The 13,070-nt window shown below is 50.4% G+C and carries 8 protein-coding genes and 1 pseudogene; 8 read left to right on the top strand and 1 reads right to left on the bottom strand.

The window, feature by feature from the left end; genetic code table 11:
• Positions 1-17: 17 nt before the first annotated feature.
• The 3 genes from K7B67_RS14860 to K7B67_RS14850 all read left to right on the top strand — a co-directional run bounded on the left by K7B67_RS14860 (position 18) and on the right by K7B67_RS14850 (position 4,778).
• Positions 18-1,973 (top strand): hypothetical protein, encoded by a 1,956-nt coding sequence (locus tag K7B67_RS14860; RefSeq protein ID WP_252176677.1) that lies wholly within the window; start codon positions 18-20, stop codon positions 1,971-1,973.
• 99 nt (positions 1,974-2,072) lie between these two features.
• Positions 2,073-3,611 (top strand): C2H2-type zinc finger protein, encoded by a 1,539-nt coding sequence (locus K7B67_RS14855; RefSeq protein WP_252176676.1) that lies wholly within the window; start codon positions 2,073-2,075, stop codon positions 3,609-3,611.
• 99 nt (positions 3,612-3,710) lie between these two features.
• Positions 3,711-4,778, top strand: a complete 1,068-nt coding sequence (locus K7B67_RS14850; protein ID WP_252176675.1) for a hypothetical protein — start codon at positions 3,711-3,713, stop codon at positions 4,776-4,778.
• Positions 4,779-4,807: 29 nt separating this feature from the next.
• Here K7B67_RS14850 and K7B67_RS14845 read toward each other — a convergent pair.
• Positions 4,808-6,171 (bottom strand): annotated as a pseudogene (locus K7B67_RS14845) (IS110 family transposase).
• Between the two features lie 264 nt (positions 6,172-6,435).
• On the opposite strand from K7B67_RS14845, the gene K7B67_RS14840 reads away from it, so the two are divergent.
• The 5 genes from K7B67_RS14840 to K7B67_RS14820 all read left to right on the top strand — a co-directional run bounded on the left by K7B67_RS14840 (position 6,436) and on the right by K7B67_RS14820 (position 13,000).
• Positions 6,436-6,597 carry a hypothetical protein gene (locus K7B67_RS14840; RefSeq protein ID WP_252176674.1) on the top strand — a complete coding sequence of 54 codons (162 nt, stop codon included), beginning with the start codon at positions 6,436-6,438 and terminating at the stop codon, positions 6,595-6,597.
• Positions 6,598-6,696: 99 nt separating this feature from the next.
• A complete protein-coding gene (locus K7B67_RS14835; protein ID WP_252176673.1) occupies positions 6,697-8,142 on the top strand; it encodes a hypothetical protein in 1,446 nt (481 codons plus the stop codon).
• A gap of 99 nt (positions 8,143-8,241) precedes the next feature.
• Positions 8,242-10,104: a C2H2-type zinc finger protein gene (locus K7B67_RS14830; protein ID WP_252176672.1), complete on the top strand. Its 1,863-nt coding sequence runs from the start codon at positions 8,242-8,244 to the stop codon at positions 10,102-10,104.
• Positions 10,105-10,210: 106 nt separating this feature from the next.
• On the top strand, positions 10,211-11,479 hold the full coding sequence (locus K7B67_RS14825; protein ID WP_252176671.1) for a hypothetical protein: 1,269 nt from the start codon (positions 10,211-10,213) through the stop codon (positions 11,477-11,479).
• Between the two features lie 99 nt (positions 11,480-11,578).
• Complete coding sequence (locus tag K7B67_RS14820; protein WP_252176670.1) at positions 11,579-13,000, top strand: C2H2-type zinc finger protein; 1,422 nt, start codon at positions 11,579-11,581, stop codon at positions 12,998-13,000.
• The last annotated feature ends 70 nt before the right edge of the window (positions 13,001-13,070 follow it).

Below are 13,070 nucleotides of genomic sequence, written 5' to 3'. Positions count from 1 at the left end.
GACTAGGAAGCAGGGCCTTGCTATCCAAAAAACCATTGATTTTAACCTTGGTCATTGCCTTTTCTGTGCATTGCCCAAATGGTCGCGCTCAGGAAAACAGGTTGCCTTTGCGCTTCGCTCTGGCTGTCGGCAAGGCGCTAATCAACGCCCCGAAGTCCTTTATTGAGGTCTTATCCATAAAAGGAGTCTACGTTACGGGCGTTGAAACTATTTTTCTCCCTCTTTTCCCGCTCCGGGATGGGCTACCAGATGAACAAGAGACCGAGGTCATTGAATGGTGGGAGTTGAAGGTTCACAGCCGGGCAGCCTCTGATGATAGTGCCTACAGCGAAGACAGTGACAGTGAAGGCAGCAGCACCTCCGATGGAAGCAGCGACAATCGTTCAAATGAAGATGAAGACAATACCGAATCTGATGTTCAGTATGAAACCACAACACTTAATTCTTTTCGGGTAGCCAATGAAGTCAGTCAGCATTGTACGACTCTGGAACTGAAAAAGATTAAGCAGGAGCCCGTTTCAGACAGTGAAATACACACTAACAGCACCTCTGACATCGACAACCGTTCAAATGAAGACGAATCTGATCTTCGGTATGTAACCACGACACTTAATCCCTTTCGAGTGTCTAATGAAATCAGTCAGTATGGTGCGACTTTGGAACTGAAAAAGATTAAGGAGGCGCCCGTTTCAGACAGTAAAATACTCACTGAGTCAGAGGTAGACGTGACAAAAGTGGACGCTGTTAAGCACCGGTGTGACCATGAGGGCTGCGACTACAGAACCAAGCGGTCGGGAGATCTGAAAAGGCACAAACAGATCCACCTGCCTGCCGACCAGAGACCCAAGAAACCCAAGGTGCACCAGTGTGACCATGAGGGCTGCAACTACAGCACCGGCAGTAAGGGCCATTTAAAAACACACAAACAAATCCACCTGCCTGCCAACCAGAGACCCAAGAAACCCAAGAAACCCAAGATCCACCAGTGTGAGCATGAGGACTGCGACTACAGCGCGAGCCGGGCGGAGAATCTGAAATGGCATAAACAGACCCACCTGCCTGCCGACCAGAGACTCGGGGCGCACCAGTGTGACCATGAGGGCTGCGGCTACAGCACCGACCGCATGAACCATCTGAAAAGGCACAAACAGACTCACCTACCTGCCGACCAGAGAGCCAAGGTGCACAAGTGTGATGTTGAGGGCTGCGACTACAACACCGGCTGCGCGAACGTTCTGAAAAAGCACAAACAGACTCATCTGCCTGCCGACCAGAGACTCAAGGTGCACCAGTGTGACCATGAGGGCTGCAACTACAGCACCGACCAGACAGGTAATCTGAACAGACACAAACAGATCCACCTGCCTGCCGACCAGAGACCTAAAAGAGCCAAGGTGCACCGGTGTAACCATGAAGGCTGTGACTACAGGGTCGAGCGGCCGGAGGATCTGAAAAGGCACAAAAAGATCCACCTGCCTGCCGACCAGAGACCTAAGGTGTACCACTGTGACTATGAGGGCTGTGACTTCAGCGTCGAACAAGTGTACAGACTGAAAAGGCACAAACAGACCCACTTGCCTGCCGACCAGAGACCCAACGGATCTAAAATCCACCAGTGTGACCATGAGGGCTGCAACTATAGCACCGATCAGGCGAGTAATATAAAAAGACACAAACAGACTCACCTGCCTGCCGACCAGAGACCCAAAGTACACCAGTGTGACCATGAGGGCTGCAACTACAGCACCGGCCACCTGGGCAATCTGAAAATGCACAAACAGACTCACCTGCCTGCCGACCAGAGACTCAAAGTGCACCAGTGTGACCATGAGGGCTGCGACTACAGCACCAACCAGACGGGCAATCTGAAAAGGCACAAACAGAAGCACTTGCCTGCCGACCAGAGACTTAAAAGAAAAGCCTGTGACCAGCCGCCATCTAACGCGAAAAGAAAGAAAGGCGATAAAGAATGACCCGCCTCTCAACCCACCTCAAAAAAACCTCAGACCTTCCTCCAGATTTTGACTAACCTGATTTTCCAATAAACAGTTCAATGACTGGGAAGCCGGGCCTTGCTATCCAAAAAACTATTGATTTTAACCTTGGTCATTGCCTTTTCTGTGCATTGCCCCAATGGCCGCGCTCAGGAAAACAGGTTGCCTTTGCGCTTCGCTCAGGCTGTCGGCAAGGCACTGATCAACGCCCCGAAGTCCTTTATTGAGGTCTTATCCATAAAAAGAGTCTACGTTACGGGCGTTGAAACTATTCTTCTCCCTCTTTTCCCGCTCCGGGATGGGCTACCAGATGAACAAGAGAGCGAGGCTATTGAATCGTGGGAGTTGAAGGTTCACAGTCGGGCAGCTTCTGATGATAGTGCCTACAGCGAAGACAGTGACAGTGAAGGCAGCAGCACCTCCGATGGAAGCAGCGACAATCGTTCAAATGAAGATGAAGACAATACCGAATCTGATGTTCAGTATGAAACCACAACACTTAATTCTTTTCGGGTAGCCAATGAAGTCAGTCAGCATTGTACGACTCTGGAACTGAAAAAGATTAAGCAGGAGCCCGTTTCAGACAGTGAAATACACACTAACAGCACCTCTGACATCGACAACCGTTCAAATGAAGACGAATCTGATCTTCGGTATGCAACCACGACACTTAATCCCTTTCGAGTGTCTAATGAAATCAGTCAGTATGGTGCGACTTTGGAACTGAAAAAGATTAAGGAGGTGCCCGTTTCAGACAGTAAAATACTCACTGAGTCAGAGGTAGACGTAACAAAAGTGGACGCTGTTAAGCACCGGTGTGACCATGAGGGCTGCGACTACAGAACCAAGCGGTCGGGAGATCTGAAAAGGCACAAACAGATCCACCTGCCTGCCGACCAGAGACCCAAGAAACCCAAGATGCACCATTGTGACCATGAGGGCTGCAACTACAGCACCGGCAATAAGGGCCATTTAAAAATACACAAACAAATCCACCTGCCTGCCAACCAGAGACCCAAGAAACCCAAGATCTACCAGTGTGAGCATGAGGACTGCGACTACAGCGCGAGCCGGGCGGAGAATCTGAAATGGCATAAACAGACCCACCTGCCTGCCGACCAGAAACTCGGGGCGCACCAGTGTGACCATGGAGGCTGCAACTACAGAACCCGCTATTCGACCCATCTGAAAATACACAAACAGACTCACCTGCCAGCCGACCAGAGATCCAAGAGACTCAAGGAGCACCAGTGTGACCATGAGCGCTGCAACTACCGCACCGACCAGGTGAGTAATCTGAACAGACACAAACAGACCCACCTGCCCGCTGACCAGAGAGCCAATCGGCACCGGTGTGACCATCAGGGCTGCAACTACAGCACTCACCAGACGAGCGATCTGAAAAGGCACAAACAGACCCACTTGCCTGCCGACCAGAGACTTAAGAAACTCAAGGTGCAGCAGTGTGACCATGAAGGCTGCAACTACAGCACCGGCCAGGCGAGTAATCTGAAAAGACACAAACAGACCCACCTGCCTGCCGACCAGAGGCCTAAAAGGAAAGCGTGTGACCAGCCGCCATCTAACGCGAAAAGAAAGAAAGGCGATAAAGAATGACCCGCCTCCCAACCCACCTCAAAAAAACCTCAGACCTTCCTCCAGATTTTGACTAACCTGATTTCCAAATAAACAGTTCAACGACTGGGAAGCCGGGCTTTGCCATCCAAAAAACCATTGATTTTGACCTTGGTCATTGCCTTTTCTATGCATTGCTCCAATGGCCGCGCTCAGGAAAACAGGTTGCCTCTGCGCTTCGCTCTGGCTGTCGGCAAGGCACTGATCAACGCCCGGAAGTCCTTTATTGAGGTCTTATCCATAAAAGGAATCTACGTTACGGGCGTTGAAACTATTTTTCTCCCTCTTTTCCTGGTCCGGGATGGGCTACCTGATGAACAAGAGACCGAGGCCATTGAATGGTGGGAGTTGAAGGTTTACAGCCGGGAAGCCTCTGATCATGGTTCTGGCAGTGAAGGCAGCAGCACCTCCGATGGAAGCAGCGACAATCGTTCAAATGAAGATGAAGACAATACCGAATCTGATGTTCAGTATGAAACCACAACACTTAATCCTTTTCGGGTAGCCAATGAAACTAGTCAGTATTGCACGACTCTGGAACTGAAAAAGATTAAGGAGGAGCCTGTTTCAGATACTGAAATACTTACTGATTCAGAGGTAGACGTGACAAAAGTGGACGCTGTTAAACACCAGTGTGACCATGAGGGCTGCAACTACAGAACCGACCACAGAAACAGTCTGAAAAGGCACAAACAGACCCACCTGCCTGCCGACCAGAGACCCAGGAAGTACCAGTGTGACTATGAGGGCTGCAACTACAGATCCGACCACAGAGCCAGTCTGAAAAGGCACAAACAGACCCACTTGCCTGCCGACCAGAGACCCAGGAAGTACCAGTGTGACTATGAGGGCTGCAACTTCAGATCCGACCACAGGGCCAGTCTGAAAAGGCACAAACAGACCCACTTGCCTGCCGACCAGAGACCTAAGGTGCACCGGTGTGACCATGAGGGCTGCAACTACGGCACCAACCATACAAGTAATCTAAACAGACACAAACAGACCCACCTGCCTGGCGACCAGAGACCTGAAAGAGCCAAGGTGCACCAGTGTGACCATGAGGGCTGTGACTACAGGGTCGAGCGGCCGGAGAGTCTTAAAAGACACAAAAAGATCCACCTGCCTGCCGACCAGAGACCTTCTGAGTAACTCCCTCGGAACTCGCCACTTGCACAGCGTCAAGATGGTGAGGCTGTTTCAAGTTTGACCAGTTTATAGCCCATATCTTCAGCACGCTTTTTCATGTTTTTTACAACTCGATCACGGTATTGCTCTTCGTAGTACTCCTGACCTCGGTCAACGTACTCCGAGCCGTTTTTCAGCATGCTGTAAATCAGCCGGGCAAGTTTATGCGCTGTCGCCGTAATCGCTTTTGGAGCCCCCAGCTTGCTTCTCATCCTGCGATAATAGGCTCCCAGCGCACTTTTCGAGTTCACTAGTGTCAGAGCAGCCATACGCAGGGCTGAAGCAGCCCGATTGGGGATTCTTTTGGTTTTGCTGCTCAACACTTTTCCGCCTGATATCTTGTTTCCAGGACTCAGCCCCAGCCAGGAACAAAAGTGCTTAACCGTCGGCCAACGACCCATGTCTGTACCAATTTCAGAAACAACCTTCAGGGCGGTATTTTCCTCTATTCCCTCAATCGCTGTCAGATCTACCCCTGTCGCCCGGTAAAGATGGGATCTCACGTCAAAACCAGGGGCGCTGGCTGATTTTCGCTTTGCAGCAGGCAGAAAGGAACTCTCGGACTTATCATCAAACTGGTTCAACTGGCCTTCCAACGCCTTGTCACAATCTTCGATTTGCTTTTCATAAAAATCATAAAGCGCAACAGATTGCTTTAAGGCAAAGAGATGCTCTGCCCGGTAATGCCCATGCAGTGACTTGGCAATGACTTTCTCTGATTTTTTACAATGAGAGTCCCGATGTTTGGCCAGTACCTCTGGGTCATGCTCTCCCGCAAGAATGGAGCGAATGATGCCCATACCCGTTTTACCCGTGATATCCGTAACCACATTGTCCAACAGCAGGTTCATTTGTCGTAAAGCTTTCTGCATGTGCTGGATGTGTGACGCCCGATAGCGGATCAGGGTTTCACGCTGTCGCATGTAGGCTCGCAAGGCGCACATTTGATCTTCTGGGCGAAAAGCCCCTCAAGCAGACCATGAGTATGCAATTGCTGTAACCACTGGCAGTCCTGAACATCTGTTTTACGACCAGGGACGTTTTTGACATGCCGTGCATTCACCAGTTTGACGTCCAGGCCGTGTTCTTCAAGCATTTCAAAAGCGGGAATCCAGTAGATTCCGGTAGACTCCATGACCACAGTTGTAATTCCGGTTTTCACGAGCCATTGGGCCATCATTTCAAGATCAGCGGTAAAGCAGGCAAAAGACCGAACCGGCTGGTCATCCAGCTCTTCAGGGACAGCAACGAAGTGGAACTCAGAGCCAATATCAATGCCTGCAGCATAGAGATTGACGGTTTTGAGATGGCCAGATATCCGCTTTTGAACTTTAACCGAATTTGGGTTGTGCTTCATGACTGTCTTCCTATACTGCTGGACGAAGGCATATCCGAGTATGGGGCTGTCGATCATATGCAGTCTTCCGAACGAGATCGCCAAGCGTCATCAGTGATGCGGTCGCCAGCCTCCCGACCACGCTAAAGTTCGGGCAAGTGCACCAGTGTGCGTTCGGTCTCTGGCTCGGGTATGCCTTCTTTCTTATCGTAGGACGAAGACTTGAGGTTGGCAGCAAAGAGTTACTCAAAGATGTGTGCCCGCAGGGCGGGCTAGTCCGCTAAGGTGTACCACTGTGACTATGAGGGCTGTGACTACAGCGTCGAACAAGTGTACGGACTGAAAAGGCATAAGCAGACCCACTTGCCTGCCGACCAGAGACCCAAAAGAAAATTCTATGACCCGCTGCCACCTAACAAGAAAAGAAAGAAGGGTGATAAAGAATGATCCGCCTCCCAACCAAGCTCAAAGAAACTTCCGACCTCTCTCCAGATTTTGACTAACCTGAATTTTCAATAAACAGTTCAATGACTGGGAAGCCAAGCCTTGCCATCCAAAAAACCATTGATTTTAACCTTGGTCATTGCCTTTTCTGTGCATTGCTTCAATGGCCAAGCTCAGGAAAACAGGTTGCCTTTGCGCTTCGCTCTGGCTGTCGGCAAGGTGTTGTTCAACGCCCCGAAGCCCTTTATTGAGGTCTTATCCATAAAAGGAATCTACTACGTTGCAGGCGTTGAAACTATTTTTCTCCCTCTTTTCCCGCTCCGGGATGGGCTACCAGATGAACAAGAGACCGAGGCCATTGAATGGTGGGAGTTGAATGGCGTCGAAGCTAAGGTTCACAGTCGGGCAACCTCTGATGATAGTGCCTACAGCGAAGACAGTGACAGTGAAGACAGCAGCACCTCTGATGAAAGCAATGACGACCGTTTAAACGAAGATGAAGACGAAGCTAATACCGAATCTGAGGTTTGGTATGAAACCACAACAATTAATCCTTTTCGGGTATCCAATGAAATCAGTCATTATGGTGCGACTTTGGAACCGAAAAAGATTAAGGAGGAGCCCGTTTTGGACAGTGAAATAGCCATTAACGGCAGCATCGACAACCGTTCAAACGAAGACGAATCTGAGGTTCGCTATGAAACCACAACAATTAATCCTTTTCGGGTATCCAATGAAATCAGTCAGTATGGTGCGACTTTGGAACCGAAAAAGATTAAGCAGGAGCCCGTTTCAGACAGTGAGGTACTCACTTCCAGCAGCGACGACCAGAGAATCAAGAGACCCAAGATCCACCAGTGTGATCATGAGGGCTGCAACTACAGCACCAACGTGATGAATAATCTGAACAGACACAAACAGATCCACCTGCCCGTCGACCAGATACCCAAGGTGCACCAGTGTGACCATGAAGGCTGCAACTACAGAACCCGCTTTCCGGCCCATTTGAAAGCACACAAACAGACCCACCTGCCTGCCCACCAGAGACCCAAGCGGCACCGGTGTGACCATCAGGGCTGCAACCACAGCACCGACAAGGCGAGCGATCTGAAAAGGCACAAACAGACCCACCTGCCTGCCGACCAGAGACCCAAGAGACTGAAGGTGCATCTGTGTGACCAGGAGGGCTGCAACTATAGCACCGCCCAGACGAGCCATCTGAAAAGGCACAAACAGACACACTTGCCTGCCGACCATAGACCTAAGAGACCTAAGATCCACCAGTGTGACCATGAGGACTGCAACTACAGCGCCGAGCAGGCGAGCGATCTGAAAAGGCACAAACAGACACACTCGCCTGCCGACCAGAGACCCAATCGATCCAAGAACCTCCAGTGTGACCATGAGGACTGCAACTACAGCACCGATCGGACGAGTAATATGAAAAGACACAAACAGACCCACCTGCCTGCCGAACAGAGACCCAAAAGAAAATCCTATGACCCGCTGCCACCTAACAAGAAAAGAAAGAAGGGTGATAAAGAATGATCCGCCTCCCAACCAAGCTCAAAGAAACTTCCGACCTCTCTCCAGATTTTGACTAACCTGAATTTTCAATAAACAGTTCAATGACTGGGAAGCCAAGCCTTGCCATCCAAAAAACCATTGATTTTAACCTTGGTCATTGCCTTTTCTGTGCATTGCTTCAATAGCCAAGCTCAGGAAAACAGGTTGCCTTTGCGCTTCGCTCTGGCTGTCGGCAAGGTGCTGTTCAACGCCCCGAAGCCCTTTATTGAGGTCTTATCCGTAAAAGGAATCTACTACGTTACGGGCGTTGAAACTATTTTTCTCCCTCTTTTCCCGCTCCGGGATGGGCTACCAGATGAACAAGAGACCGAGGCCATTGAATGGTGGGAGTTGAATGGCGTCGAAGCTAAGGTTCACAGTCGGGCAACCTCTGATGATAGTGCCTACAGCGAAGACAGTGACAGCGAAGACAGTGACAGTGAAGACAGCAGCACCTCTGATGAAAGCAATGACGACCGTTCAAACGAAGATGAACACGAAGCTAATACCGAATCTGAGGTTCGCTATGAAACCACAACAATTAATCCTTTTCGGGTATCCAATGAAATCAGCCAGTATGGTGCGACTTTGGAACCGAAAAAGATTAAGGAGGAGCCCGTTTTGGACAGTGAAATAGCCATTAACGGCAGCATCGACAACCGTTCAAACGAAGACGAATCTGAGGTTCGCTATGAAACCACAACAATTAATCCTTTTCGGGCATCCAATGAAATCAGTCAGTATGGTGCGACTTTGGAACTGAAAAAGATTAAGCAGGAGCCCGTTTCAGACAGTGAAGTATTCACTTCCAGCAGCGGCGACCAGAGAATCAAGAGACCCAAGATCCACCAGTGTGACCATGAGGGCTGCAACTACAGCACCAACGTGATGAATAATCTGAACAGACACAAACAGATCCACCTGCCCGCCGACCAGATACCCAAGGTGCACCAGTGTGACCATGAAGGCTGCAACTACAGAACCCGCTTTCCGGCCCATTTGAAAACACACAAACAGACCCACCTGCCTGCCGACCAGAGACCCAAGCGGCACCGGTGTGACCATCAGGGCTGCAACCACAGCACCGACAACGCGAGCGATCTGAAAAGGCACAAACAGACCCACCTGCCTGCCGACCAGAGACCCAAGAGACTGAAGGTGCATCTGTGTGACCAGGAGGGCTGCAACTATAGCACCGCCCAGACGAGCGATCTGAAAAGGCACAAACAGATTCACTTGCCTGCCGGCCATAGACCTAAGAGACCTAAGATCCACCAGTGTGACCATGAGGACTGCAACTACAGCACCGAGCATGCGAGCGATCTGAAAAGGCACAAACAGACACACTCGCCTGCCGACCAGAGACCCAATGGATCCAAGAACCTCCAGTGTGACCATGAGGGCTGCAACTACAGCACCGATCGGGCGAGTAATATGAAAAGACACAAACAGACCCACCTGCCTGCCGACCAGAGACCCAAGCGGCACCAGTGTGACCATCAGGGCTGCAACTACAACACCGGCCAGGCGAACGATCTGAAAAGGCACAAACAGACACACTTGCCTGCCGACCAGAGAGCCAATCGGCACCAGTGCGACCATAAGCGCTGCAACTATAGCACCGAGCAGGCGAGCGATCTGAAAAGGCACAAGCAGACCCACTTGCCTGCCGACCAAAGAGTCAAGGTGTACCAGTGTGATCATGAGGGCTGCAACTACAACACCGACAAGGGGAGCGATCTGAAAAAACACAAACAGACTCACTTGCCCGCCGACCAGAGACTCAAGATGCATCAGTGTGACCATGAAGGCTGCGACTACAGCAGCGACCGGGTGGGCAATCTGAAAAAACACAAAAAGACCCACTTTTCTGCAGGCCAGAGCTCTAAAAGGAAAGCCTGTGACCAGCCGTCATCTAATAAGAAAAGAAAGAAGGTAGATTAAAAAATGATCCTCCTTCCAACCCGCTTCAAAGGAAGTTCCGACCTCCCTCCAGATTTTGACTAACCTGATTTCCAAATAAACAGTTCAACGATTGGGAACCCGGGCCTTGCTATCCAAAAAACCATTGATTTTGACCTTGGTCATTGCCTTTTCTGTGCATTGCTTCAATGGCTATGCTCAGGAAAACAGGTTGCCTTTGCGCTTCGCTCTGGCTGTCGGCAAGGCGCTGCGGGATGGGCTACCAGATCAACAAGAAAGCGAAGCCATTGAATGGTGGGAGTTGAAGGTTCACAGTCGGGCAGCCTCTGATGATAGTGCCTACAGCGAAGACAGTGACAGCGAAGACAGTGACAGTGAAGGCAGCAGCACCTCTGATGAAAGCAACGACAAACGCTCAAACGAAGATGAAGACGAAGCTAGTGCTGAATCTGATGTTTGGTATGAAACCACAACACTGAATCCCTTTCGGGTAGCCAATGAAACCAGTCAGTATTGTACAACTCTGGAGTTTAAAAACATTAAGCAGGAGCCCGTTTCAGACAGTGAAATACTCACTGAGTCAGAGATAGACGTGATAAAAGTGGACGCTGCTAAGCACCAGTGTGACTATGAGGGCTGCAACTACAGAACCGACCACAGGGGCAGTCTGAAAAGGCACAAAAAGACCCACTTGCCTGCCGACCAGAGACTCAGGGCGCACCGGTGTGACCATGAGGGCTGCAATTACAGCACCGACCACAGGAGCAATCTGAAAAGGCACAAACAGACCCACTTGCCTGCCGAACAGAGAGTCAAGGTGTACCAGTGTGATCATGAGGGCTGCGACTACAACAGCGACTGTACGAGCGTTTTGAAAAGGCACAAAAAGACCCACTTGCCTGCCGACCAGAGACTCAGGGCGCACCGGTGTGACCATGAGGGTTGCAACTACAGCACCGGCCACCTGGGCAATCTTAAAAAGCACAAAGAGACCCACCTGCCTGCCGACAGGAAACCCAAAGTGCACCAGTGTGATCATGAGGGCTGCAACTACAACACCGACCAAAAGATCGATCTGAAAAAGCACAAACAGATCCACCTGCCTATCAAGCAGAAAATTAACGTGTACCAGTGTGATCGTGAGGGCTGCAACTACAGGACCGACTGGGCGGGCAATCTGAACAGACACAAACGGACCCACCTGCCTGCCGACCAGAGACCTAAAAGAGCCAAGGTGCACCAGTGTGACCATGAGGGCTGCGACTACAGGGCCGAGTATGTGTGCCGTCTGAAAAAGCACAAACAGAACCACCTGCCTCCCGGCCAGAGACCCAAAAGAAAAGCCCGTGCCCAGCCGCCATCTAACGCGAAAAGAAAGAAAGGCGATAAAGAATGATCCGTCTTCCAACCTACCTCAAAGAAACCTCCGACCTCTCTCCAGATTTTGACTAACCTGATTTTCCAATAAACATTTCAATGACTGGGAAGACAAGCTTTGCTATCGAAAAAAACATTGATTTTGACCTTGGTCATTGCCTTGTCTGTGCATTGCTCCAATGGCCGCGCTCAGGAAAACAGGTTGCCTTTGCTGGTTGCTCTTGCTGTCGGCAAGGCGCTGATCAACGCCCCGAAGCCCTTTATTAAGGTCTTATCCACGAAAGGAGCCTACGTTATGGGCATTGAAACTATTCTTCTCCCTCTTTTCCCGGTCCGGGATGGGCTACCAGATGAACAAGAGAGCGAGGCCATTGAATGGTGGGAGTTGAAGGTTCACAGTCGGGCAGCCTCTGATGATAGTGCCTACAGCGAAGACAGTGACAGTAAAGGCAGCAGCACCTCTGATGAAAGCAACGACAAACGCTCAAACGAAGATGAAGACGAAGCTAGTGCCGAATCTGATGTTCAGTATGAAACCACAACACTGAATCCCTTTCGGGTAGCCAATGAAACCAGTCAGTATTGTACGACTCTGGAGTTTAAAAACATTAAGCAGGAGCCCGTTTCAGTCAGTGAAATAGCCACTAACGGCACCTCTGATGAAAGCAGCAACCGTTCAAACGAAGACGAATCTGATGTTCGGTATGAAACCACGACACTTAATCCCTTTCGAGTATCAAATGAAATCAGTCAGTATGGTGCGACTCTGGAACTTAAAAAGATTAAGGAGGAGCCCGTTTCAGACAGTGAAATACTCACTTACAGCACCGACGACCAGAGAATCAAGAAACCCAAGATCCACCAGTGTGAGCATGAGGGTTGTGACTACAGCACGAACCGGGCGGAGAATCTGAAAACACACAAACAGACCCACCTGCCCGCCGACCAGAGACCCAAGAGACCCAAGATCCACCAGTGTGACCATGAGGGCTGCAACTTCAGCACCTACCGCATGAGCAATCTGAAAATGCACAAAAAGACACACTTGCCCGCCGACCAGAGAGTCAAGGCGTACCAGTGTGATCATGAGGGCTGCGACTACAACACCGACTGGGCGAGCGTTCTAAAAAAGCACAAAGAGACCCACCTGCCTGCCCACCAGAGACTCAAGGAGCACCAGTGCGACCATCAGGGCTGCAACTACAGCACCGACAACAGTGGCAGTCTGAAAAAGCACAAAAAGACACACCTGCCCGCCAACCAGAGACCCAGGAGACTCAAGGTGCACCAGTGTGACCATGGGAGCTGCAACTACAGCAGCCAACATCTGGGACATCTGAAAAGGCACAAACAGATCCACCTGCCTGCCGACCAGAGAGTCAAGGTGTACCAGTGTGATCATGAGGGTTGCGACTTCAGCACCATCCATGCGAGCAATCTGAAAAGGCACAAACAGACCCACCTGCCTGCCAACCAGAGAGCCAAAAGGAAAGCGTATGACCAGCTGCCATCTAACGAGAAAAGAAAGAAGTGTGATTAGAGAATGACCCGCCTCCCAACCCACATTAAAGAAACTTCTGACCTCTCTCCAGATTTTGACTAACCTGAAT

Origin of the sequence: Endozoicomonas sp. 4G, from assembly GCF_023822025.1 — a bacterium.
Taxonomy (GTDB): domain Bacteria; phylum Pseudomonadota; class Gammaproteobacteria; order Pseudomonadales; family Endozoicomonadaceae; genus Endozoicomonas_A.
The sequence above is the reverse complement of the archived record's forward strand: the minus strand, read 5'-3'. Positions and strand labels throughout refer to the sequence as shown.